The sequence below is a fragment of the Pseudomonas sp. SK3(2021) genome, from assembly GCF_016772375.1.
Lineage (GTDB): Bacteria > Pseudomonadota > Gammaproteobacteria > Pseudomonadales > Pseudomonadaceae > Aquipseudomonas > Aquipseudomonas chlororaphis_I.
Genome location: NZ_CP061943.1, coordinates 4,597,564 through 4,623,249, shown reverse-complemented (window position 1 = coordinate 4,623,249; position 25,686 = coordinate 4,597,564). Strand labels below are relative to the sequence as shown.

Sequence of the window (25,686 nt, the reverse complement as noted above, 5' to 3'; positions counted from 1 at the left end):
TCATCATGAGCGAATTATTTGTCTATATTACGAAAACATCCGCTTATATGCCGGGAGAGGCAGTGGATAACGATACCATGGAGAGCATTCTCGGCTATGTGGGCGGGCGACCTTCACGGTCTCGGCAAGTAGTGCTGCGTAATAACGGCATCAAGCAACGCTATTATGTGCTGGACCCGCAAACCGGTATTCCCCGCTTCACTAACGCGCAGATAACCGCCGAGGCGATCAAGGGCCTGGTGGGCGACGGTTTTACCCTGGACTCCATGGAGTGCCTGTCCACCGGCACCACCATGCCGGACCAACTGATGCCCAACCATGGCGTGATGGTGCATGGCGAGTTGGGCAACAAGCCTTGCGAAGTGGTGTCCACGGCGGGTATCTGCCTGGCGGGCCTGACCGCGTTGAAATACGCCTACCTGTCGGTGCTTTCGGGGACCAGCGGCAATGCCGTGGCCACCGCCTCCGAGGTGCCTTCGCCGGTGCTGCATGCGCGCAATTTCGATGCGGAAAACGAGGTGCTGGTGGCGCAGATGGCGGCGCGCCCGGAAATCGCTTTCGATAAAGACTTCCTGCGCTGGATGCTGTCCGACGGCGCCGGGGCCTTCCTGCTCGAGAACCGGCCACGGGCCGGCGGCCTGTCGCTGCGTATCGACTGGATCGACATCTTCTCCTATGCCAACGAATTGCCGACCTGCATGTACGCCGGCGCGGAAAAGGCCGAGGACGACAGCCTGGTCGGCTGGAAGCTGCTGACCCCGGAGGAGTGGGCCTCGCGCTCGATCTTCGCGATCAAGCAGGACGTGCGGCTGCTGAACGAGAACGTGGTGAAGTACTCCCTCGGCAAGCCGCTCAAGGAGGTGATGATCAAGCGCAACCTGTCGGCCGAGGCCATCGACTGGTTCCTGCCGCACATGTCGTCGGAGTACTTCCGCCAGCCGATTGCCGAGTGCCTGGAAAGCACCGAACTGGCGATTCCCCAGGAGCGCTGGTTCACCAACCTGTCCGAGCGCGGCAACACTGGCTCGGCGTCGATCTACATCATGATCCACGAGCTGCTGGAGTCCGGGCGCCTGCACAAGGGGCAGCGCGTGCTGTGTTTCGTCCCGGAAAGCGGGCGCTTCTCCGGTGGCTTCATGCACCTGACGGTGGTCTGACGCGCCTCGCCATGGCGCGATAACCCGGTGGCCGGCGCGGGCCGGCCACTGTTTCTCGGTACGCATCCAACTGCAAGGGAATGACGATGGAAACCCTCGAGCAACGTGTGAAAAGAGTGGTGGCGAACGAATTGGCCGTCGACCCGGCGCGGATCGGCAACCAGGACTCGTTCGTCGGGAACCTGGGAGCGGACTCGCTGGCCCGGGTGGAACTGGTGACGGCCCTGGAGACCGAGTTCGAACTCACCATCCCGGACGAGCAAGCCGATGGCCTGCAGACTGTGCAGCAGGTGATCGACTACCTCCGACAGGCCAGTGAGCAAGCAGTCCAGGCCTGATGTCGGTCAAGCGAAGAGGCGGCCAGGGCTCGGCTGGCCGATAAGGTGGCTCTGGCCTAATGCCGATCAGTTAAGGCTTTTTGTAGGAGCGGCCGGTCGACGCTCGATTGCTCGCGAAGAACTCCAGCACAGCGCGTTAAACCAGGCAGTACGCGTTATCGTTGACGTTTTTCGCGAGCAATCGAGCGTCGACCGGCCGCTCCTACAGTCGAGCCAATCGCTTAACTGATCGGCATTAGGCTCTGGCCCGCCTCTTTCTTTCCCCCGGGCGTGCGCAGGTCTCAGGCCTGCCGCCACTGCGCCACGACCCTGCCGACTATCTCGGCGCGCTGTTCGATGGAGTTCGCCGCGAGCCGCTGGGCCTCTTCCAGCACCGCTTTGGGCGCTGTCCGTGGGCTACCCGCCGCGAAAGGCGGGGCCGGGGCGTACTCCAGTTGCAACTGCACCCGCTGCGCCGTTGCCTCGCCGAACAGTTCGCCGGCCAGGGTCAGGGCAAAATCGATCCCGGCGGTAATCCCGCCACCGCTCAACAGGTTGCCGTCGCGCACCACGCGTTCCTGCACCGCGATCGCCCCCAGCGCCTCCAGCAGGGGGTGGTAGGCCCAATGGGTGGTGGCGCGCTTGCCACGCAGCAGCCCGGCCGCGCCGAGCACCAGGGAGCCGGTGCACACCGAGGTAACGTAGCGCGCCTGTGCCGCCTGCTGGCGGATGAAGTCGAGGGTCTGCGGGTCTTCCATCAACGGCCCGACACCGGCGCCACCGGGGATGCAGATCACGTCCAGCGGCGGGCAGTCGGCGAAGCGGGTGGTCGCCTGCAGCACCAGGCCGGTGCTGGCGGTGACCGGCCCGAGTGCCTTCCAGACCAGATGCAGCTGCACGTCCGGCAGCGACGCGAGCACATCGTAGGGGCCGGTCAGGTCGAGTTGCTGGACGTTGGGGAACAACAGGAAACCGATCTGCAGCGTCATGGGGTATCTCCCTGGCAAAGTTCGAAGGTGTCCGCTCTCATGCGGCTGGACGGTTCGACTCTAGCGCCCTAGGCTTTGGCGAATACGCCAACCTGCCCACGATTTACGCCAACCATGCCGCAGACCGCCAGAACCGTTCATGTACTGACCTTCGCCAATGCCCAGGTGCTCGACGTCACGGGCCCGCTGCAGGTGTTCGCTTCGGCCAACGACCTGGCGCGGCATAAAGGCCTGCCGCTGCCCTATGCGGTGAACGTGATCGCCGCGGGCGACGGGCCGGTGACCACCTCGGCCGGGCTGGCGCTGCTGGCCGAGCCCTTGCCGGCGCCGGGCACGCCTTGCGACACCCTGATCATCGCCGGCGGCTGGGGCGTGTACGCCGCGGCCGAAGACCCGGCGCTGGTCGCCTGGGTCCGCCAGCAGGCGGCGCTGGCGCGGCGGGTGGCGTCGGTGTGCACCGGGGCCTTCCTGCTGGCCGCCAGCGGCTGGCTCGACGGGCGCCGGGTGGTCACCCACTGGACCCGCTGCGAGCAGCTGGCGCGGCAATATCCACGCTTGCGGGTGGAAGCCAACCCGATCTTCATCAACGAGGGGCCGGTCTGGACCTCGGCCGGCGTCACCGCCGGCATCGACCTGGCCCTGGCGCTGGTGGAGGCGGACCTGGGGCACGCCATGGCGCTGGACGTGGCCCGGCAACTGGTGGTGTTCCTCAAGCGTCCGGGTGGCCAGTCGCAGTTCAGCGCGACCCTGGCCCTGCAAAGGCAGGGCAGCCGCTTCGACGACCTGCACGCCTGGATCGCCGAAAACCTCGGTGGCGACCTGAGCCTCCCGATCCTGGCCGAACGGGCGGGTATGAGCGAGCGCAGCTTTGTCCGCCACTACCGCGCCGACACCGGCCAGACCCCGGCCCGGGCCATCGAACAGATCCGTGTGGAAAGCGCCCGGCGCCTGCTCGGCGACAGCGGCGTACCGATCAAGCGCATCGCCGTGCAGTGCGGTTTCGGCAGCGAAGAAACCCTGCGCCGCAGCTTCCTGCGGCTCGTCGGCGTGACGCCGCAGGCCTATCGGGAGCGGTTTTCGCCGGAGGGGGCGTCAGGCTTCCAGTAGTTCCAGCAGCGCCTGCAAGGTGGCCCGCGGCGCTTCCTGCGGCACGTTGTGGCCGACCCCGGGCAAGATCCGGCGTTGGTAAGGGCCGGTGAACAGGCCGATGTCTTCATCCTCTTCGCTCGCCGGGCCGACCCCGTCAGCACCGCCGCACAGCGAGATGGTCGGTACGCGGATCGGCGGCTGTTGTGCCAGGGCCTGTTCGATGTGTTCCAGGCTCGGGTCGCCCGGCGCATACATGAAGCGATGCCGGTAGGAGTGGATCACCACCTCGACGAAGTCCGGGTTGTCGAACGACGGCGCGCTCAGGTCGTAGCGTTCACGGCCACGCTCCCAGGTCGGCGACCACAGTTGCCACAGCAGTGCGCACAGTTCGCGGCGGTTGGCGGTCAGGCCGTCGACCCCGCGCTGGGTGTGGAAATAATACTGATACCAGAGCCGGTGCTCGGTCTCGGGTGGCCGCGGTTGGGTCGAGCGGGCGATGTCCTGGATGTTGTAGCCGTCGGCGCTCACCAGGCAACGCACCCGCTCCGGCCACAGGGCCGCGACGATGCAGGCGGCGCGACCACCCCAGTCGAAACCGGCGAGGGCGGCCTGGCGGATCTCCAGGGCGTCCATCAGGTCCAGCAGGTCCTGGGCCAGCGCCGCCTGTTGCCCGGAGCGCAGGATGTCCGGGCCGGCGAAGCGGCTCGGCCCATAGCCGCGCAGGTACGGCACCAGCACCCGGTAACCACGCGCCGCCAGCTCGGGGGCGATCTCGTCGTAGCTGCGCGGGTCGTAGGGAAAGCCATGCAGCAAGATCACCGGCGCGCCGTCGGCGGGGCCGTGGTGTTCGTAGGCGAGGTGCAGGCGCGGAGTAAGCACGTGTTCGAGCGAAGGCGAATTTTTCATTCCAGGCACCATCGTTGACCAAGATTCGAACTCTAGCTCATCGGTAGCGGCCTTCTACCCGGCAAATGGCCAACCTGTGTTTTTCAGAGAGCCAGAGGAAGTTCGTATTGTCGTCGTACTGGCTGACGAGCGCGTCATAGTCCTCCAGCATCGTGCGTCCCGGCCACCAATTGAACGCATCGGCATAGTCACCGGACGCCCGCATGAGCATGGTCAGCGCGATGTCGAAGGTTTTCAGCGTGATGTAGCCCCCGTGCTCGGCAATCAGCTCGGCGATGGTGACGTCTTCGACTATCCGCACATGCGTGCCTTCATCCGACTGGACAATGAAGTAGTCGCCCAGGGGCGAGTAGGGCGCACCCTGCCGATAGTCCCTTTGCACCTTGTTGAAATCGGATAGCGTGAAGCTGCCGTGGACAAAATCCGAGAGGGGCGCGTAGGACTTCTGGTACTCGTCGCCCCAGCCGAGATTCGCGGCGGACATCATTTTTTGCACGCCAGGGCACTGTCCCTGAGAAAATCTTTCGAGGCGTTCATCGAAGTTTTCGGCAAGCCAGGAGAATCGCGTGGTCAGGTCAAGTGCGGTGCGAAGGGTCGCCAGCGCGGGCCTGATCAAGCCCTGTTTCAACACATGCTCGATGGTCTGGATCAGTTCGATCTGAAATTCCGCGGTTCTTTTGAACACCAGGTTGGCGTGCTCGTGATACCCCAGCCGCTCCGCGGTTCCTTCGGTATGTGCCGCCAGGAGCAGCATCTTGCGGGCTGCTGCGAAATAGTGGTCGAGGTCGATTTTCGGGTCCACGTTTAACGTCCCTATTGTGTGTTCATGGGGCGCGGACGATAGCCGCCCGCGCCGTGGAGGAGGTGAGTGATATCCAGGGGATGACCTGCCTTGCGCTGTTTTTTTCAGTGACCGGTCGCGCCATGCACAAGCTCGCTGCTTGTCACCAGGTGCTTGAAATGGTGCTGCCACAACCGCACTCCCAACTGCCCGCTGCGGTCCAGTGACGAACCCAGGGTCAGGTCGGTGATCAGGGTCGGTTGCAGGCCGGCGTCGAACAGGGCGAAGCCGGCGGCGAGCACACAGGTGTCGGTCTGGATGCCGCAGACCAGCACGCGTTCGGGGGCCAGGCTGCGCAGGTAGTCGATGGTCTCTGGCGTGGGGGCGTAGCCGTGCTTGATGAAGATGCGGTCGGCGGCGACCAGGCTGTGGTCATCGGCGGCGGGGCGCCAGCCGAGCTGGCGGACGAAGGGCGTGCGGCTTTCGTCATGGCGTTCGACGGTGGCCACCGAGGGCAGCTGGCCGAGCAGGGTATTGATGCCGTTCACCAGCCAGTCCGGCGGGTTGAACGTGGGTTGCACATCGATGATCAGCAGCACCTGGCGCATGGGAATCCTTGAGGAGGCCGGGCGGCCTATTCTGCCTGCAAATCGCCGTTGCCGCGAACCGCTCGCGCGGGTAAAACACGCCGCCTCTGTAGCCGCTGCCGAGCCCGCGAGGCTGCGATCGGCCCGCAGGGCCGCTAAGCCTGACACCTCGTAGGATCTGGGGAAACGCGGTGCCTGCCTGGCGAGTCCTTCGGCCTCGATCGCAGCCTCGCTGCGCTCGGTAGCGGCTACAGCGGCCGCGCGTTGCGGCAGGCACCCTGGTCTTCTTCCGTAGGAGCGCAGCTTGCGCGCGATGAAGGATAACGCGGTGGGCCTGGCATTCCGCGTCGTCCCTATCGCGGGCCAGCCTCGCTCCCGCGGGGGCAAGCTCAGCGCACCCGCAAGCCCTGCAGCAGCACCTCCAGGCCGACCAGTGCCTGCTGCAAGCGTTGCCCCGGATGCTCGTCCCGGGCGATCCACAGCGAGGCGTCGAGCAGGCTGCCGTTGATCAGCCGTGCCAGGGCTTCGCTGGGGGCGTTGACCACCAGGCCGGCCTGCATCAGCTCATCCAGCAGCGTGCTCAAGGACGCCACGCACCGTTCCTCGCTGGCCTCGGTCAGGTCCCCGAGCACCGCGCGCGCATCCTGCAGGACGATGCGCTGGATCTCCGCTTCCTGGGCCATTTCCAGGTAGGTGCGGCAGCGCTGGACGAAGGCGCCCCAGAGGTCGTCGGTGTCGCGCGAGATCGCCTCCAGGCGCTGGTCCATTTCCCCGTCGAGCTGTTCGACCACCGCCGCCAGCAGGCCTTTCTTGTCGCCGAAATGGTGATACAAGGCCCCTCGGGTCAGGCCCGCCTCGGCCGTCAGGTCGTCCATCGAGGTGTTGGCATACCCCAGGCTGCCAAAGGCCTGGCGGGCACTGGCGATGAGTTTGCTGCGGGTTTCTTCGATCATCTCGGCGCGTTGACGCGGGCTCATGGCGGGCACTCACATAGCTGACAGGTGGATTGACATACGCCGCGTATGTTCTCATGCTTTCTCACATACGCGCCGTATGTATTTTTGTCTTGCGGCGCATTTCTGGCAAGCCTCAGACAAGGTGTAATGACGATGGCAAACCCTTACCGCGAACTGTTCAAGGCCCCCGGCAGTCGCGCTTTCGTGGTGGCGGGGATGATTGCGCGGATGCCGATGTCGATGACCGGCATCGGCCTGATCACCATGCTGGCCCAGCTCAAGGGCGGTTACGCGCTGGCCGGTGCGGTGGCGGCGACCTTCGCCCTGGCCACGGCCTTCTGCGCGCCCCAGGTGTCGCGCCTGGTCGACCGTTTCGGCCAGGGCCGGGTGCTGCCGATCGCCGCCGGCCTGGGTGGCGGGGCGCTGCTGGCGTTGCTGCTGTGCAGCCGTTTGCAGGCGCCGCACTGGACGCTGTTCCTGTTCGCCACCCTGGCCGGCTGCATGCCGAGCATACCGGCGATGATCCGTGCCCGCTGGACCGAGCTGTACCGCGGCCAGCCACAGTTGCAGACCGCCTACGCCCTGGAATCGGTGCTCGATGAGGTGTGCTTTATCGTCGGCCCGCCGTTGTCGGTGGGGTTGTGCGTGGCGGCCTTCCCCGAGGCCGGGCCGCTGGCGGCGCTGTTGCTGCTGGCGATCGGCGTCAGCGTGCTGGTGGCGCAACGGGCGACCGAGCCACCGGTGCATCCCCATGAGGCCGGGCGCGACGGGTCGATCATCCGTTCGCTGGAGTTACAGTTGCTGGTGCTGCTGATGATCGCCATGGGCATGATCGTCGGCGTGGTGGATGTGGTCAGCGTGGCGTTCGCCCAGCAGCAGGGGCAACCCGCGGCGGCGAGCATCGTGCTGTCGGTGTACGCCATCGGTTCCTGCCTGGCGGGCATTGCCTTTGGTGCGCTGAAACTGAGTATCCCGCTGCCGCGCCTGTTCATGTACGGCGGCATCGCCACCGCCGTGACCACCCTGCCATTGCTGCTGGCGAGCAATATCCTCGGCCTGTCCCTGGCGGTATTCGTCTCCGGCCTGTTCTTCGCCCCGACCCTGATCGTCGCCATGGCCCTGGTGGAAAACATCGTGCCGCCGGCCAAGCTCACCGAGGGCCTGACCTGGCTGGTCACCGGGGTGAGCATCGGCGTGGCCATCGGCGCCGCCAGTTCCGGCTGGCTGGTGGATGCCTTTGGCGCGCGCAGCGGCTTCTGGGTGGCGCAGGCGGCGGGGGTCGTGGTGCTGGGGGCGGCGGTACAGAGCTGTCGCCGGCTGACCCGCGATCAGCCGGCGGTCGCCTGAGCCTTACCAGCCGCGCCCGGAGTTGACCCAGAAATTCACCGAGAGCGAGGTGGACACCGACTCCACCTGGTGGAACCAGCCCTCGGGCAGGAACAGCAGGTCGCCGGCTTCCAGGGTGAGGCGCAGGAAGGTCACGTCCCGCGAGGCCGGAAAACGCTCATAGTCCGGTGCGTCCGGGTTGACCTCGCAGCCGTCGAGCCCGCCCTCGGGGGCGGTCGACCAGGTGCCCAGGGCCTCACGGTGGTGGGGCGCGGCGAGGATGAAGGACTTCTGCCCCCAGACCTGGGCGAACAGGTTATCGGTATCGTCGCGGTGCAGCGGGGTCAGGGTGCCCTTGGGGCCGATCCAGATCCGCGGCGGGATGAACAGCGAGCGGTCGAAGTAGGGCGGGTACTGGATCTGCTCCAGCAACTGCGCCGGCAGGATGTTGTTGCCCATATAGGCGGGCGGTTCGCCGTCGGCGCTTTGCACCGTGGGGTTGTCCAGCGCGGCGATGAACCCGGCCATGGAGGTGGAGCGGAAGTCGCGCTCGGTGGAAAAGGTCTTTTTCACGTAGTCGCCGTGGCGGGTGATGCCTTGCAGCTCGGCGAAATGCACCAGCGATTCTTCGCGGCTGAGCTTGAACAGCGGCCAGTCCTGCAGGGCATCGCTGATCACCAGGGGAATGCCCTGGGGCAGGTAGCGCGTCCTGAACTCCTCTACCGACAGCCCGCTGCGCGGACGCCGCTCCACCGTGCGCTGGGTCGGCAGGCTGGCCGAGACTTGCTCGCTGTAGCGCGGCGGGGTGGGGTAGCGGGTGTTCATCGCGACTTGCTTTTCCACCGCGCCGCCATGGCGGGCATGCTCGATGATCTGCGGCAGCAGCGTCGCCAGGCCCATGTTGCCGCCGATTTTCAGGCGCCCGCTGGCGAACAGTTCCTCGACGTTGGCGCTGCCGCCCATGATCCCGAGAAAGTCGGCCTGGGCGACCTCGATGGTGACATCGGGCGCCGGATGCCGGCCGGCTTCGGTCCGGCTGTGCGCCTTGACCTCTGACCAGAATGCCAGCTGTGGAGCGAACACGAACTGAAAGGTGCCTTCGATTCCCACGGCCCCGGCATTGGCGAACAGCTTTGACAGAATGGTCTGCAAGTCCACGGCGATCTCTCTTGTTTGCGGTTTGATCTGCAACAGGGAACGAAGGCTGTGGCGGGAAATTTATGGTGATGACGGGCGGATCAACTGTAGGAGCGAAGCTTGCTCGCGATGGTCGTTAACGATGACGCGTATCGGCCAGGTAGACGCGGCGCCCTTGCGTTCATCGCGAGCAAGCTCCGCTCCTACAGGTCGGTGGCGGTGTCGCGACTAATTTGCCGGCCAGGTGGCACGTCCAGTCTTTACCATCATTTTTTTCAAGGGGAACACCGTGACCCAGTTGACGCTGCTGTGCCTGCCGTATTCCGGCGCCAGCGCCATGGTCTATAGCCGCTGGCGGCGCAAACTGCCCGACTGGCTGACGTTGCAGCCGGTGGAACTGCCGGGGCGGGGCGCGCGTTTTGGCGAAGCCTTGCAAACCGATCTGGCGGGGTTGGCGCAGCAGCTGGCCAGGGAGCATTTGCCGGCATTGCAGGCGCCCTATGCCTTGTTCGGCCACAGCCTGGGGGCGTTGCTGGCGTGCGAGATGGCCCATGCCCTGCGCCAGCTGGGCGGCCCGGAGCCGGTGGCGCTGTTCGCCTCGGGCACCGCGGCGCCGAGCGAGCGCAGCGAATACGACCGCGACCTGGCCGAGCCGAAAACCGATGCCCAGCTGATCGAACAACTGCGCACCTTCAATGGCACCAGCGAGGAGGTGCTGGCCAACCAGGAACTGATGAGCCTGACCCTGCCGGTGCTGCGCGCCGACTTCCTGCTGTGCGGCAGTTTCCGTCCGCGGCAGCGAGCCCTGCTCAAGTGCCCGGTGCATGTGCTGGGCGGCAAGGACGACCGGGCCAGCACCGAGCAACTGATGGCCTGGCGCCGGGAAACCAGCGGCAGCTTCTCCGTGGACATGCTGCCCGGTGGGCACTTCTTCATTCATGAGCACGAGCCCAAGGTGCTGCGCATGATCAAGGATCACCTTGAACCCCATCGGCGTCGGCATGCCCTGCGGGTGGCGCTGACGGGTTGAAGGGGGGCTGCGACTGTGCAGACCCAGCGCCTGGCGTTGGGTCTTTTTTTGCGGGAGGCCGAGGGGCGACCTTCATTCCAGCGAGCGGCCCAGGCGCCAGTAGCCCATCAGCGCCAGGTTGCGACGTTCCAGGCCGCGCTCGTTGATCAGGTGCCGGCGGATCTTCATGACCGTGCCCGACTCGCCGGCGATCCAGGCATAAAAGTGGTTGTCCGCAGGTTTCGCCGAATCCCAGGGGCGCAGGTCGTCGACGTTCTCCTGGGGTTTCAGGGGGCGCGGGTGCTTGCCCGGCGCGGGCAGCTCGGCCAGTTCCCGGGCGGCATGCAACAACGCCTCGCCGTGGCTGGCGCCCAGCACGTCGCGGGGCAGCCAGCTCAGGCGGGTCTGGTGGTTGTGGCGCAGCGCCAGGCAGTCGCTTTCGTGGGGCACCTCGATGAACGCCTGGACATCGGGCGGCGTCGGGTACTCCATCAGGTCTTCGAGAATCCCGGCGATGGCCGGCAGCGCGGTTTCGTCGCCGATCAGCAGGACCTTGCGGATTCCCGCCGGCGGCTGCCATTCGTAGCCGCCGGGGTCGCCGCCGAAGGCTTTGTCGGGCACGGCCATTTGCAGGCGGTCGCCGACCTTGGCGTGAGTCGCCCAGCGCGACGCCGGGCCGGTGACCCCGTGCAGCACGAAGTCCACGTCCAGCTCCGCGGGCTCGGCGCGCAGGGCGCGGATGGTGTAGGTGCGCATCGGTGGCTGTTGCGCCGCCGGCAGCTTGCGCCGGGCCGCGTGCCAGTCACCGCTGCACGGCAGCTCGGGCGGCAGGCCGTCGGCAGCGGGGAACAGCAGCTTGATGCGCTGGTCCGGCGCCAGGGTGCGGGTGTGGGCGACGTCCTCGCCGGTAAACACGAAGCGCGCCATGCAGGGGCTGAGGCTGATCCGTTGCTTGAGTTGGACATTGATCAGGCGGTAGGCGCGCGGCTGCCGGTTGCCCGCGCCGACCAGTTTGCGCAAGCCGCTCGCCAGGGAGCTGTTTGACAGGAAGTGGGCTAGAGAGGTTGCAGAGGACATGATCGCGACCTTGTGTGGAAAGTGATGGTCCTCTTTTGACGAGTCGCCATCCGTGGAATTTAACGGCGGGCCGCGGTCTGGCGCGCTGCCGCGGGGGTTAATTTTTCCTCCTGCCCATCCGTTCCGTAGGGATAGCCGAGCCTTTGCTCGATACCCAACAGCTCTCGATACCCAATACTTATGGATGAAGCCAGATGAATGCTGAAAAGTCCCTGAAACTCGCCAGTCGATTTATCGAGCTGCCGCTGGAAAAGCGGCGGGTGTTCCTCGATGGTCTGCGAGCGGAAAACATCGACTTTTCGTTGTTGCCGATTCCCGCCGGGATCGCCGCCGAGGATCGCCAGGCGCTGTCCTATGCCCAGCGGCGGATGTGGTTCCTCTGGCAGATGGACCCCCACAGCGGCGCCTATAACCTGCCGGGCGCGGTGCGCCTGCGTGGCGCCCTGAACCTGGCGGCCCTGGAGCAGGCGTTCGCCAGCCTGGTGGCGCGCCACGAAACCCTGCGCACGGTGTTCAAGCGCCATGCCGACGAGCGCCTGGAACAAGTGGCGGTCGAGACCGCGGTGCCCGTGGAGTCGCTGGACCTCAGCGCCCTGGCGCCCGACGCGCGCGAGCAGGCGGTCGCGGACCAGGCGCAGCGCCAGTCGCTGCAACCCTTCGACCTGGGCAGCGGGCCGCTGCTGCGGGTCAAGCTGCTGAAGCTGGCGGACGAGGAGCATGTGCTGCTGTTGACCTTGCACCACATCGTTGCCGACGGCTGGTCGATGAATGTGCTGATCGACGAATTCATCCGTTGCTACGACGCCCATGAGCGCCAGGAAACGCCGCAACTGCCGCCCTTGCCGATCCAGTACAGCGACTACGCCCTGTGGCAGCGCCGCTGGCTGGAAGCCGGGGAGCAGGCACGGCAACTGGAGTACTGGCGGGCACAATTGGGCGACGAGCACCCGGTGCTGGAGTTGCCCACCGACCATCCGCGCCCGGCAATGCCCAGCTATCGCGGCACCCGCTATGACTTCGCCATCGAACCGGCCCTGGCCGAGCAACTGCGCGCCACCGCCAGGCAGCACAACGTGACCCTGTTCATGCTGTTGCTCGGGGCCTTCAACGTCCTGCTGCACCGCTACACCGGGCAGGGCGACATCCGCGTCGGCGTGCCGATCGCCAACCGCAACCGCGCGGAAGTCGAAGGGCTGATCGGTTTCTTCGTCAACACCCAGGTGCTGCGTACCCGGCTGGACGGGCAGACGCCGGTCAGCCAGTTACTGCAACAGGTCAAGGAAGCGGCCCTCGGCGCCCAGGCCCATCAGGACCTGCCGTTCGAGCAACTGGTGGAAGCGCTCAAGCTGGAGCGCAGCCTGAGCCATACCCCGCTGTTCCAGGTGATGTACAACCACCAGCCGCAGGTCGCCGACATCAGCGCGGTCAGCACCGCCTCGGGCCTGGAGCTGGGCCTGGTGGAGTGGCAAAGCCGCACCACCCAGTTCGACCTCACCCTGGACACCTTCGAGCAGTCCGGCAAGCTGCAGGCCGCGCTGACCTACGCCAACGACCTGTTCGACGCCGCCACCATCGAGCGCATGGCGCAGCACTGGACCCGCCTGTTGCAGGCGATGGTCGCCGATACCGCGCAGCGGGTCGGCGAGCTGCCGATGCTGGCCGCCGCCGAACGCCAGCAACTGCTGCTGGAATGGAACCGCACCGAAGTCAGCTACCCGGTCGAGCGCTGCCTTCATCAATTGATCGAAGAACAGGTGCAACGCACGCCGCAGGCGCCGGCCCTGGTGTTCGCCGAGCGCGAACTGAGCTACGCCCAGCTCGACGCCCGCGCCAATCAGCTGGCCCGCCTGTTGCGCGAGCAGGGTGTGGGTCCGGACGTGCTGGTGGGCGTCTGCGTCGAGCGTTCGATCGAAATGGTGGTCGGCCTGCTGGCGATTCTCAAGGCTGGCGGCGCCTATGTGCCGCTGGACTCGGAGTACCCGCTGGAGCGCCTGGCCTACATGATCGAAGACAGCGGCATCGCCCTGCTGCTCACGCAGAGCGCGTTGTTGCCGCTGCTGCCGACCGAGGCGGTCAAGGTCATGATCCTCGATCAGGACCAGGACTGGCTGGACGGCTACAGCGAAGCGCCGCTGGCGTTGACCACCGGGCCGCAGAACCTGGCCTACGTGATCTACACCTCGGGTTCCACCGGCAAGCCCAAGGGCGCCGGCAACAGCCACGCCGCGCTGGTCAACCGCCTGTGCTGGATGCAGGACGCCTATGGGCTTAACGGCAGCGACTCGGTGCTGCAAAAGACCCCGTTCAGCTTCGACGTGTCGGTCTGGGAATTCTTCTGGCCGCTGCTGACCGGCGCGCGCCTGGTGGTGGCCGCGCCGGGCGCCCATCGCGAGCCGGCGCGGCTGATCGAGACCATAACCAAGCACGGCATCAGCACCCTGCATTTTGTGCCGTCGATGCTCCAGGCGTTCATCCACGAGCCGGGCGTGCAGGCCTGCGCCAGCCTCAAGCGCATTGTCTGCAGCGGCGAAGCCTTGCCCCTGGACGCCCAGCAGCAGGTGTTCGCCAAGCTGCCTGCTGCCGGCCTGTACAACCTCTATGGGCCGACGGAAGCGGCCATCGACGTCACCCACTGGACCTGTGTCGACGAAGGCGCGCAGAGCGTGCCGATCGGCCGGCCGATCGGCAACCTGCGCACCTACGTGCTGGACGCCGAGCTGTCGCCGGTGCCGGCCGGTGTCGCCGGCGAGCTGTACCTGGGCGGCGCCGGCCTGGCCCGCAGTTACCATCGCCGGCCGGGGCTGACGGCCGAGCGTTTCGTCACCAGCCCGTTCGAGGCCGGCGCGCGCCTGTATCGCACCGGCGACCGGGTGCGCCAGCGCGCCGACGGGGTCATCGAATACCTCGGTCGCCTCGATCACCAGGTCAAGTTGCGCGGGCTGCGCATCGAGCTGGGCGAAATCGAGACCCGCCTGCTGCAGCACCCGCGGGTACGCGAAGCGGTGGTGCTGGTGCAGGGCGGCAAGCAGCTGGTGGGTTACCTGGTGCTGGAAGACGCCGAGCCGGCCGCCGACTGGCAGCAGGAACTCAAGGCCTGGCTACTGGGCAGCCTGCCGGAATACATGGTGCCGGCCTGCCTGATGCCCTTGGCGAAACTGCCGGTCACCGCCAACGGCAAGCTCGACCGCAAGGCGTTGCCGCTGCCCGAGGCCGCCTCGCAGCAGGCCTTCATTGCCCCCGAGGACGCCATGCAGAAAGCCTTGGCGGCGATCTGGTGCGACGTCCTGGGCCTGGAGCAGGTCGGCCTGGAAGACAATTTCTTCGAACTGGGCGGCGATTCGATCATCTCGATCCAGGTGGTCAGCCGCGCCCGCCAGGCCGGCATCCGCCTCAGCCCGCGGGACCTGTTCCAGTACCAGACGGTGCGCAGCCTGGCGCTGGCGGCGGTGTTCGAGAGCCCGAGCGTGATCGACCAGGGGCCGGTCAGCGGCGAGGCGATCCTGACCCCGGCCCAGCAGTATTTCTTCGAGCAGGCGATTGCCGAGCGTGGCCACTGGAACCAGTCGCTGCTCCTGACCCCGCGCCAGAAGCTGCAAGCGCAGTGGCTGGAAGGCGCGCTGACGGCAGTGCTCAATCATCACGATGCCCTGCGCCTGCGTTTTCTCCAGGGCGCCGACGGCTGGCAGCAAAACCACGCGGCACCGCTGGGCGAGAGCGGCCTGTGGCAGTGCCAGGCGCAAAACACCGAAGCCCTGGCCGCACTCTGCGACGAGGCCCAGCGCAGCCTGGACCTGCAAAACGGACCGCTGCTGCGGGCCGCGCTGGTGGATCTGGCCGATGGCAGCCAGCGCCTGTTGCTGGTCATCCACCACCTGGTGGTGGACGGCGTGTCCTGGCGCATCGTGCTCGAAGACCTGCAGCAGGCCTACGGGCAACTGGCGGCGGGTAACGCCGTGGCCTTGCCGGCCAAGACCAGCGCCTACCAGGCCTGGGCCGAACAGCTGCAAAGCCATGCCCGGCAACTGCAGGCGCAACTGCCTTACTGGCAGGCGCAGCAACAGGCCGGGCTCGACCTGCCGTGCGATAACCCGCAAGGCGGCCTGCACAATCGCCTGGAGCGCAAGATCGAATCGCGGCTGGACAGCGAGCAGACCCGGCAACTGCTGCAAAGCGCGCCGGCGGCCTATCGCACCCAGGTCAACGACCTGCTGCTGACCGCGCTGGCCCGTGTGGTCTGCCGCTGGAGCGGCCAGGAGGCGGCGCTGATCCAGCTCGAAGGCCATGGCCGTGAAGAACTGTCCGCCGACCTCGACCTGAGCCGTACCGTCGGCTGGTTCACCAGCCTGTTCCCGGTCCGCCTGCAACCCCAGGACGAACTGGCGAGCGCGATCAAGGCGATCAAGGAACAACTGCGCGCCGTGCCGGGCAAAGGCCTGGGCTACGGCCTGCTGCGCTACCTGGGCGAACCGGGCAGCCGCGAGCTGCTGCAGGCGCTGCCGGCGCCGCGCATCACCTTCAACTACCTGGGGCAGTTCGACCGTCAGTTCGACGACACGGCGCTGCTGGTTCCCGCCGTGGAAAGCAGCGGCCGCGCCCAGGACCCGGATGCGCCGCTGGCCAACTGGCTGACCCTGGAAGGGCAGGTCTACGGTGGCGAGCTGGCATTGCAATGGGGCTTCAGCCACGAGATGTTCGACGACGCCACCGTGCAGCGTCTGGCCGATGCCTATGTCTTGGAACTCAAGGCGCTGATCGAGCATTGCTGCAGCGTCCCGGCCGGCCAGGCCACACCGTCGGACTTCCCGCTGGCGACCGTCAGCCAGGCTCAGCTGGATGCGCTGGCGCCGGACAGCAGCGCCATCGAAGACCTCTATCCGCTGTCGCCGATGCAGCAGGGCATGCTGTTCCATACCCTGTACGAACCCCAGGCCGAGGCCTATATCAATCAGTTGCGCCTGGATATCCGCGGCCTCGATCTGCAGGCCTTCGGTCGCGCCTGGCAAGCCGCGCTGGACCGCCACGCGATCCTGCGCAGCAGCTTCCACTGGCTGGGGCTTTCGGTCGCGCACCAGGTGGTGCACCGTCACGTCGATCTGCCATGGCAGGTCATCGAAGACGCCGCCGCGGACCCCGAAGCCCTGGCGAGCGCCGAGCGCAAGCGTGGTTTCGAGCTCGGCGGCGCGCCGCTGCTGCGCCTGCAACTGGTCCGCCGCGGCGACGATGCCTGGCACCTGATCTACACCAGCCACCACATCCTGATGGACGGCTGGAGCAACGCGCAGCTGCTCGCCGAAGTGCTGCAGGACTATGCCGGGCAGGCGCCGGGCAAGCCGTTGGGCCAATACCGGGACTACCTGGGCTGGTTGCAGCAGCAGTCGAGCGCCGCTGGCGAGCAGTTCTGGAAGGCCGCGCTGGCGCCGCTGCAAACCCCGACCTTGCTGGCCGAGGCCCTGCGCCCGCCGGTCGACGGCAGCGGCAGCGCCGAGTACCGAGTGGCGCTGGACGCAGCCGCGACCCAGCGGCTGGCGGACTTCGCCCGGCAGCACAAGGTCACCCTCAACACCCTGCTGCAAGCGGCCTGGGGCCTGCTGCTGCAACGCTATACCGGGCAGGCTTGCGTGGTCTTCGGCGCCACGGTGGCCGGGCGTTCGGCGGCCTTGCCGGGTATCGAGCAGCAACTGGGGCTGTTCATCAACACCCTGCCGCTGGTCTGCGCGGCGCCGCCGGACCAGCCGCTGAACCAATGGCTGGCCGCGCTGCAGAACCTCAACCTGAGCATGCGCGAGTACGAACATATACCGCTCTACGATATCCAGGGCTGGGCGGGGCAGCAGGGCACGGCGCTGTTCGACAGCCTGCTGGTGTTCGAGAACTTCCCGGTGGCCGAGGCCCTCAAGGGCGGCGCGCCGGCCGGACTGGCGTTCGGTGAGCTGCACAACCACGAGCGCACCCACTATCCGCTGACCCTGGGCATCGAGCTCGGCGCCGGGCTGAGCCTGGAGTTCAGCCATGACCTGGCGCGCTTCAGTCAGGCCCAGGTGGCGCAGTTGGGCGCCGACCTGGTGCACCTGCTGGAGCAGATGGTCGCCCTGCCGCAGGCGCCGCTGGGTGAACTGCGCCTGCTGGATGGCGCCGGGCAGGCCGCGGTCCTCGCCGTGAGCCAGCCCCAGGCGTTGCACCTGCACAGCGAACAGCTGGTGCACCAGCGTTTTGCCGCGCAGGCCGCCGCCACCCCGGACGCGCTGGCGCTGCAAGCCGGCGACCAGTGCCTGAGCTATGGCCAGTTGAATGCCCTGGCCAACCGCCTGGCGCACCGCCTGCTGGAACAGGGCGTGGCGCCCGGCCAGCGGATCGGCCTGGCCATGGGCCGCGGCCCGCAGTTGATCGTCAGCCTGCTGGCCGTGCTCAAAAGCGGCGCGGCCTATGTGCCGCTCGACGCGAAATACCCGGCCGAACGCCTGGCCTACATGCTCGAGGACAGCCGCCTGGACCTGCTGCTGTGCGCAGCCGGGCTGCTGGAGGACCTGGCATTGCCGGCCTCACTACAGCGGCTGAGCCTGGGCGATTTGCACGCCGACCTGGCGGCCTATGCCGACAGCGATCCGCACAACTGCGCCAGCGCCAGCGACCTGGCGTATGTGATCTACACCTCCGGTTCCACCGGCCAGCCCAAGGGCGTGGCCATCGCCCATGGCGCCCTGCGCGAGTTCTGCCAGACCGCCGCCGGATATTCGCAGTTGACTGCTGAAGATCGAGTGCTGCAGTTCGCCACCGCGAGCTTCGACGGTTTTGTCGAGCAGTGCTATCCACCGCTCTGTGTCGGCGCGGCCCTGGTGATGCGCGGCGACGAGCCGTGGGACGTGGGCCAGTTGGCGGACGAGGTGGTCCGCCATGGCGTGACCCTGGCCGACTTGCCGGCGGCTTACTGGTACCTGCTGGCCCGCGAGTGCGCGATCGACACCAAGCGTTCCCTGGGCCGCCTGCGCCAGGTGCATGTGGGCGGCGAAGCCATGTCGGTGGAGGGCCTGCGCCTGTGGCACGAGGCTGGCCTGGGGCACGTGCGCCTGCTCAATACCTACGGCCCGACCGAGGCCACGGTGGTCTCCAGCGTGCATGAGTGCCGCCTGGAAGACGCCAGCGATGCCTTTGGCGTGCCGATCGGCCGGGCCATTGGCGGACGCGCGCTTTATGTGCTCGACAGCGCCGGCCAGTTGTTGCCAGCCGGTGCTGTCGGCGAGCTGTGCATTGGCGCGTCGTCCGGCCTGGCGCAGCAGTATTTCGATCGCCCGGGCCTGACCGCCGAGCGTTTCCTGCCCGACCCCTTCGCCGCCGAGCCGGGCGCGCGGCTGTACCGCAGTGGCGACCTGGCCCGCTACCACGGCGCGGACCTGGAGTACGTCGGGCGTATCGACCATCAGGTGAAGATTCGCGGTTTCCGTATCGAGATGGGCGAGATCGAAGCCTGCCTGCAAGCCCAGGCACAGGTGCGCGAGGCGGCGGTGATCGCCCAGGACAGCCCGGCGGGCGCGCAACTGGTGGCGTATGTGGTGGCCAGCGAGCCGGCCCTGGCGACCCCGCCAGCGCAGGACGCTTACCGCGCGCAACTGATGCAGGCGCTGGCCCGTTCGTTGCCGGACTACATGCTGCCGAGCCACCTGCTGTTGCTCGACCGCCTGCCGCTGAACCACAACGGCAAGCTCGATCGCAAGGCTTTGCCCAAACCCGACCCGGCCCGGGGCGGCGAGGCTTATCAAGCGCCACAAACCCGCTTGCAGCGCCAGCTCGCGGCGATCTGGGAAGACGTCCTGCAGAGCGCGCCTGTCGGCCTGGGCGAGCACTTCTTCGAGCGCGGCGGGCACTCGCTGATGGCCACCCAGGTCATCTCTCGGGTCCGTCATGAGCTGCAGCTGGAAGTGCCGCTGCGCACCTTGTTCGAGCAGCCGACCCTGGGCGCTTTCGCCGCCGCCTGCGCCGAGGTGCAAGGGGCCGGCACGCCGCCGATGCAGGTCCTGGAACGTGGCCAGCCGCTGGCGTTGTCCTATGCCCAGGAACGCCAATGGTTCCTCTGGCAGCTGGAGCCCGCCAGCGCCGCCTACCATGTGCCCAGCGCCCTGCGCCTGAAAGGCACGCTGGACCTGGACGCCTTGCAGCGCAGTTTCGATGCCCTGGTGGCGCGTCACGAAAGCCTGCGCACCCGCCTGTTGCAGGACGGCGAACGCAGCGTGCAGGTGATCGACGCCGAAGGGGCCATCGCGATCCGCCGGGTCGATGCCGACGAAGCCCGGCTGCAAAGCCTGGTGGACGAGGAAATCGCCCGGCCGTTCGACCTGGAACAGGGCCCGCTGTTGCGGGTCAGCCTGCTGCGCTTGGCCGAGGACGAACATGTGCTGGTGCTGGTGCAGCACCATATCGTCTCCGACGGCTGGTCGATGCAGATCATGGTCGATGAGCTGGTGCAGCTGTACGCCGCTTACCGCGAGGGCCAGGACCTGCAACTGCCGGCGCTGCCGATCCAGTACGCCGACTACGCCCAGTGGCAGCGCAACTGGATGGAAGCGGGGGAGAAGGCACGCCAGCTGGATTACTGGCAAACCTTGCTGGGGGGCGAACAGCCGGTGCTGGAATTGCCCCTGGACCGTCCACGCCCGGCTGTGCAGAGCCATCGTGGCGCGCGCCTGGACCTGGCGCTGGAGCCGGAACGGGTACAGCAGCTCAAGGCCCTGGCCCAGCGCGAAGGCGTGACGATGTTCATGCTGTTGCTGGCCGCGTTCCAGACCCTGCTGTACCGCTACAGCGGCCAGGCGGATATCCGCATCGGCGTGCCGATCGCCAACCGCAACCGGGTGGAAACCGAACATCTGCTCGGCTTCTTCGTCAACACCCAGGTGCTCAAGGCCGATATCGACGCCCAGATGACCTTTGCCGGGCTGTTGCAGCAGGTCAGGCAGCGTGCGCTGCAAGCGCAGAGCCATCAGGACCTGCCGTTCGAGCAACTGGTGGAGGCGCTGCAACCCGAGCGCAGCCTGAGCCACAACCCGCTGTTCCAGGTGATGTTCAACCATCAGAGCGACGCGCGTAACGCCCGGCAACTGCCCGGCCTGCTGATGGAAGGCTTGCAGTGGAACAGCCACACCGCGCAGTTCGACCTCAACCTGGACACCCAGGAGACCGCCGAAGGGCTCTGGGCCTCCTTGACCTACGCCACCGACCTGTTCGAAGCGGCCACCGTGGAACGCCTGATGCAGCATTGGCAGAACCTGCTGCGGGCGGTGACCACCCAGGCCTCGGCGCGGCTGGACGACCTGCCGTTGCTCAGCGAAGCGCAGTGGCAGCAGATCGTGCATCAGTGGAACGCCACGGCGACCGCTTATCCACAGGACCAGGGCGTGCATCGGTTATTCGAAGCCCAGGCGCTGGCGCAACCGCAGGCCATTGCCCTGCAATTCAACGGCGAAGCGCTGAGCTATGGCGAACTGAACCGCCGCGCCAACCGCCTGGCCCATCGCCTGATGGACGCCGGGGTCGGTCCGGACGTGCTGGTGGCGGTGGCGCTGGAGCGTTCGCTGGAGATGGTGGTCGGCCTGCTGGCCACCCTCAAGGCCGGCGGCGCCTATGTGCCGCTCGATCCGCAATACCCGGCCGAGCGCCTGGCCTTCATGCTCGAAGACAGCCGCGCCCAGGTGCTGCTGACCCAGGAGCGTCTGCGCGAGCGCTTGCAACTGCCGAGCGGCCCGCGGCTGCTGCTGGTGGACGGGCAGGGCGCCGACGCCGGGTTCAGCGCCGAGAACCCGAACCGGGCGCTGTCGCCGGAGCATCTGGCGTATGTGATCTACACCTCCGGCTCCACCGGCAAGCCCAAGGGCGTGATGATCCGTCATCAGGCGCTGAGCAGCTTCACCAGCGGCATGGCCACGACCCTGGAGATCGGCCGTGACGAGCGGATGCTGTCGCTGACCACCTTCTCCTTCGACATCTTCGCCCTGGAACTCTATCTACCGCTGAGCGTAGGCGCGACCGTGGTGCTGGGCGACAAGGAGCTGGCGCTGGACCCGGAAGCGATCCTCGACCTGCTGCAGGCCCAGGCGGCCAGCGTGGTCCAGGCCACGCCATCGACCTGGCGCATGCTACTCGACAGCGAGCGGCGTTCCCTGCTGTGCGGCATCCAGTGCCTGTGCGGCGGCGAGGCGCTGCCGAGCGACCTGGCCCAGCGCATGCTCGACCTGCAAGGCACGGTGTGGAACCTCTACGGCCCGACTGAAACCACCATCTGGTCGGCGGCCTATCGGCTGTGCGACGCCCAGCCCTTTGTCGGTCGGCCGATTGCCAATACCTCGCTATTGATCCTCAGTGCCGACCTGGCGCCGTGCCCGGTGGGGGCCGCCGGCGAGCTGCTGATCGGTGGTGTCGGCCTGGCCCGCGGTTACCACGGCCGGGCGGCGCTGACCGCCGAGCGCTTCGTGCCCGATCCGTTCTCCAATCGCGGCGAGCGGCTGTACCGCACCGGCGACCTGGCGCGTTATCGCGCCGACGGCGTGGTCGAGTACATCGGCCGCGTCGACCACCAGGTGAAGGTGCGCGGTTTCCGTATCGAGCTGGGTGAAATCGAAAGCTGCCTGCGTGACCAGGCCGAGGTCCGCGAAGCGGCGGTGCTGGCCGAGAACGATCGACTGCTCGCCTACCTGGTGACCCACGACGCGACCACCGAGGCGGATCAGGCCGTGCTGCGCGAGCGCTTCAAGGCGGCCCTGCGCGAATCGTTGCCGGACTACATGGTGCCGGCCTACCTGCTGTTCCTTGAGCGCATGCCGCTGACGCCGAACGGCAAGCTGGACCGCAAGGCCCTGCCAAAACCGGACGCCAGCCTGTTGCAGAAACGCCATGTGCCGGCGGTCAGCGAGACAGAGCAACAGGTCGCGGCGATCTGGGCCGAGGTGCTGGGTGTGCAACAGGTCGGCCTGGAGGACCACTTCTTCGAACTGGGCGGCCACTCGCTGCTGGCCACCCGGGTGGTGTCGCGGGTGCGCCAGGCGCTGGGCATCGAGGTCGCGCTGAAGACCCTGTTCGAGCAACCGCTGCTGGGGGCTTTCGTCAACGCGCTGGGCAACGTGGCCAGCGAGGTTCCGGCGATCCACACGGTCAGCCGCGACCTGCCGTTGCCGCTGTCCTTCGCCCAGGAGCGCCAGTGGTTCCTCTGGCAGCTGGAGCCGCAGAGCGCGGCCTACCATATCCCGAGTGCCCTGCGCCTGAAGGGCCGGCTGGACCAGGCCGCGCTGCAGCGCAGCTTCGATACCCTGGTGGCGCGCCATGAAAGCCTGCGCACCCATCTGCAACAGGACGGCCAGCGCACGGTGCAGGTGATTCGCGCCGAGGCGACTATCAACATCGCGCTGGCGACAACTGACGAGGCCAGCCTCAAGGCCCGGGTCGTGGAGGAGATTGCCCGGCCGTTCGATTTGCAGCAGGGGCCGCTGTTGCGGGTCAAGCTGCTGCGCCTGGCCGAGGACGAACACGTGCTGGTGTTGGTGCAGCACCACATCGTCTCCGATGGCTGGTCGATGCAGCTCATGGTCGACGAGCTGGTGCAGCTGTACGGCGCCTACAGCCAAGGCCGGGACCTGCACTTGCCGGCGCTGCCGATCCAGTACGCGGACTATGCCGCATGGCAACGCCAGTGGATGGAAGCCGGCGAGAAACAGCGCCAGCTGGACTATTGGATGAAGCAGTTGGGCGGCGAACAGCCAGTGCTGGAATTGCCGTTCGATCACCCGCGTCCGGCGTTGCAGAGCCACCGTGGCGCGCGCCTGGACCTGCGGCTGGATGCACAGTTGCTGGCCGGCCTCCAGACCCTGGCCCAGGGCGAGGGCGTGACCCTGTTCATGCTGTTGCTGGCTTCGTTCCAGGCCCTGCTGCACCGTTACAGCGGCCAGGAAGATATTCGCGTCGGCGTGCCGATTGCCAACCGCAACCGGGTCGAGACCGAGCAACTGATCGGCTTCTTCGTCAACACCCAGGTGCTCAAGGCCGATATCGACGGGCAGATGACCGTTGCCCAGCTGTTGCAACAGGTCAAGCAGTGCGCGCTGCAAGCCCAGGCCCATCAGGACCTGCCGTTCGAGCAACTGGTGGAGGCGCTGCAACCCGAGCGCAGCCTGAGCCTCAGCCCGCTGTTCCAGGTGATGTTCAACCACCGGGTGACCGCGGCCGACCGCCAGTTGCAATCGCTGGCGCAGCTGGATATCGAAGTGGTGACCTGGGAGGAGGGCGTGGCCCAGTTCGACCTGGCCCTGGATATCGAGGAAGCGCCGGCCGAGCTGCGCGCGTCCCTGAGTTACGCCACCGACCTGTTCGAAGCGGCGACCATCGAGCGCATGGCGCGGCATTGGCAGAACCTGCTGGCGGCCATGGTCGCCGACCGGCAGCAGAGCATTGGCCAGGTGGTGCTGCTCGACGATGCCGAACAGCAGCAGATCCTCAGCCTGTGGGATCGCACCGATTCCGGCTTCCCGTCTCAGCGCCTGGTGCACGAGTTGGTGGCCGACCGCGCCCGGGAAAACCCCGAGGCGGTGGCGGTGATCTTCGGCGAGCGGCAACTGACCTACGGCGAGCTGGAGCGCAGCGCCAACCGCCTGGCCCGTGCGCTGATTGCCCGTGGCGTCGGCCCGGAAGTGCGGGTGGCGATTGCCATGCCGCGCAGCGCGGAAATCATGGTGGCGTTCCTGGCGGTGTTGAAGGCGGGTGGTGTGTATGTGCCGCTGGATGTGGAATACCCCCGCGACCGCCTGCTGTACATGATGCAGGACAGCCGCGCCAAGCTGCTGCTGACCCACACGGCGGTGTCGCAGCAGCTGCCGATCCCGGACGGGCTGGACAGCCTGGCCGTGGACCGCACCCAGGATTGGGCCGGTTACAGCGACACCGCGCCTGAAGTGGCACTGGACGGCGACAACCTGGCCTATGTGATCTACACCTCCGGTTCTACTGGCATGCCGAAAGGCGTGGCGGTGTCTCACGGGCCATTGGTGGCGCATATCATCGCCACCGGCGAGCGCTATGAAATGACCGCGGCGGATTGCGAACTGCATTTCATGTCTTTTGCCTTCGACGGTTCCCACGAAGGCTGGATGCACCCGCTGATCAACGGCGCCCGGGTGCTGATCCGCGACGACAGCCTGTGGCTGCCGGAATACACCTACGAGCAGATGAAGCGCCATGGCGTGACTGTCGGCGTATTCCCGCCGGTGTACCTGCAACAGCTGGCGGAGCACGCCGAGCGCGACGGCAACCCGCCGGCAGTGCGGGTGTACTGCTTCGGCGGCGACGCGGTGGCGCAGTCCAGTTATGACCTGGCCTGGCGCGCGCTGCGCCCGACCTACCTGTTCAACGGCTACGGCCCGACCGAAACCGTGGTCACCCCGCTGTTGTGGAAAGCCCGCAAAGGCGACCCGTGCGGCGCGGCCTATGCGCCGATTGGCGAACTGTTGGGCAATCGCAGCGGCTACGTGCTGGATGCGCAACTGAACCTGCAACCGATCGGTGTGGCCGGTGAGTTGTACCTCGGCGGTGAGGGCGTGGCCCGCGGTTACCTGGAGCGTCCGGCCATGACCGCCGAGCGTTTTGTCCCGGACCCGTTCGGCAAACCGGGCAGCCGCGCGTATCGCAGCGGCGACCTGACCCGTGGCCGGCCGGACGGTGTGGTGGATTACCTGGGGCGGGTCGACCATCAGGTGAAAGTCCGTGGTTTCCGTATCGAACTGGGCGAGATCGAAGCGCGCCTGCGCGAGCAGGATGCGGTACGCGAAGCGGTGGTGGTGGCCCAGGACGGACCGAGCGGCAAGCAACTGGTGGGCTACATCGTCACCCTGGACCCGACAGTGGCCGCGGATGCTGCCGCCCAGGCGACGTGCCGCGAGAACCTGCGCCGGGCGCTGAAGGCCCGCTTGCCGGACTACATGGTGCCGGCGCACCTGATGTTCCTCGAACAGATGCCGCTGACCCCCAACGGCAAGCTGGACCGCAAGGGCCTGCCGCTGCCGGATGCCAGCCTGTTGCAACAGGAATACGTGGCCCCCGAAAGCGAACTGGAACAACAGATCGCGGCCATCTGGGCCGAGGTCCTGGGCTTGCCGCGGGTCGGCCTGAACGACCACTTCTTCGAGCTGGGCGGCCATTCCCTGCTGGCGACCCAGATCACTTCGCGGGTGCAGGCCGAGCTGGGGCTTGAAGTGCCGTTGGCCGCGCTGTTCCACACCGAATCACTGCAGGCCTATGCCAGGGCCGCCGGCGATTGCCGGTCGGGCAGTGCTGCCGATTTTGATGATCTTAGAGATTTCTTGAGCGAACTTGAGGCGATTTGAA

Annotated in this window: 13 protein-coding genes; 6 read left to right on the top strand and 7 right to left on the bottom strand. The window is 67.0% G+C overall.

Annotated features, from left to right (window positions below):
* Positions 1-5: 5 nt before the first annotated feature.
* Both darB and darC read left to right on the top strand, forming a co-directional pair.
* Entirely contained in the window at positions 6-1,157 is a 1,152-nt protein-coding gene (darB, locus tag IF690_RS20080) for a beta-ketoacyl synthase DarB (RefSeq protein WP_202697090.1), read from the top strand.
* An 86-nt stretch (positions 1,158-1,243) separates the two neighbouring features.
* Positions 1,244-1,495, top strand: a complete 252-nt coding sequence (gene darC, locus IF690_RS20075) for a 2-hexyl-5-propylresorcinol biosynthesis acyl carrier protein DarC (RefSeq protein WP_286673831.1) — start codon at positions 1,244-1,246, stop codon at positions 1,493-1,495.
* Between the two features lie 281 nt (positions 1,496-1,776).
* Here darC and inhA read toward each other — a convergent pair whose 3' ends face one another.
* Positions 1,777-2,463, bottom strand: a complete 687-nt coding sequence (gene inhA, locus IF690_RS20070) for an isonitrile hydratase (protein ID WP_202697088.1) — start codon at positions 2,461-2,463, stop codon at positions 1,777-1,779.
* Between the two features lie 114 nt (positions 2,464-2,577).
* Between inhA and IF690_RS20065 the strand changes: the two genes are divergently transcribed.
* Positions 2,578-3,570, top strand: coding sequence for a GlxA family transcriptional regulator (locus IF690_RS20065; protein WP_202697087.1), 993 nt, complete (start codon positions 2,578-2,580; stop codon positions 3,568-3,570).
* Here IF690_RS20065 and IF690_RS20060 read toward each other — a convergent pair.
* From IF690_RS20060 to IF690_RS20045, 4 genes are all read right to left on the bottom strand, one after another.
* Positions 3,556-4,458 carry an alpha/beta fold hydrolase gene (locus tag IF690_RS20060; RefSeq protein WP_202697086.1) on the bottom strand — a complete coding sequence of 301 codons (903 nt, stop codon included), beginning with the start codon at positions 4,456-4,458 and terminating at the stop codon, positions 3,556-3,558. The two genes, IF690_RS20065 and IF690_RS20060, sit on opposite strands and share 15 nt — an antisense overlap.
* 37 nt (positions 4,459-4,495) lie before the next feature.
* Entirely contained in the window at positions 4,496-5,260 is a 765-nt protein-coding gene (locus IF690_RS20055; RefSeq protein WP_202697085.1) for a hypothetical protein, read from the bottom strand.
* Positions 5,261-5,364: 104 nt separating this feature from the next.
* Positions 5,365-5,847: a cysteine hydrolase family protein gene (locus IF690_RS20050; protein WP_202697084.1), complete on the bottom strand. Its 483-nt coding sequence runs from the start codon at positions 5,845-5,847 to the stop codon at positions 5,365-5,367.
* A gap of 368 nt (positions 5,848-6,215) precedes the next feature.
* Positions 6,216-6,803, bottom strand: a complete 588-nt coding sequence (locus IF690_RS20045; RefSeq protein ID WP_202697083.1) for a TetR/AcrR family transcriptional regulator — start codon at positions 6,801-6,803, stop codon at positions 6,216-6,218.
* A 132-nt stretch (positions 6,804-6,935) separates the two neighbouring features.
* Between IF690_RS20045 and IF690_RS20040 the strand changes: the two genes are divergently transcribed.
* The gene (locus IF690_RS20040; RefSeq protein ID WP_202697082.1) at positions 6,936-8,129 is read left to right on the top strand and encodes an MFS transporter; all 1,194 of its coding nucleotides are present in this window, start codon (positions 6,936-6,938) and stop codon (positions 8,127-8,129) included.
* A gap of 3 nt (positions 8,130-8,132) precedes the next feature.
* Here IF690_RS20040 and IF690_RS20035 read toward each other — a convergent pair whose 3' ends face one another.
* A complete protein-coding gene (locus tag IF690_RS20035; RefSeq protein ID WP_202697081.1) occupies positions 8,133-9,266 on the bottom strand; it encodes a cupin-like domain-containing protein in 1,134 nt (377 codons plus the stop codon).
* A 268-nt stretch (positions 9,267-9,534) separates the two neighbouring features.
* Here IF690_RS20035 and IF690_RS20030 point away from each other — a divergent pair, with 268 nt between their 5' ends.
* A complete protein-coding gene (locus tag IF690_RS20030) occupies positions 9,535-10,275 on the top strand; it encodes a thioesterase II family protein (protein ID WP_202697080.1) in 741 nt (246 codons plus the stop codon).
* Between the two features lie 72 nt (positions 10,276-10,347).
* Here the strand turns inward: IF690_RS20030 and IF690_RS20025 are convergent, their stop codons facing one another.
* A complete protein-coding gene (locus IF690_RS20025; RefSeq protein ID WP_202697079.1) occupies positions 10,348-11,331 on the bottom strand; it encodes a siderophore-interacting protein in 984 nt (327 codons plus the stop codon).
* Positions 11,332-11,525: 194 nt separating this feature from the next.
* On the opposite strand from IF690_RS20025, the gene IF690_RS20020 reads away from it, so the two are divergent.
* Positions 11,526-25,685 (top strand): non-ribosomal peptide synthase/polyketide synthase, encoded by a 14,160-nt coding sequence (locus IF690_RS20020; protein ID WP_202697078.1) that lies wholly within the window; start codon positions 11,526-11,528, stop codon positions 25,683-25,685.
* Position 25,686 lies beyond the last annotated feature (1 nt).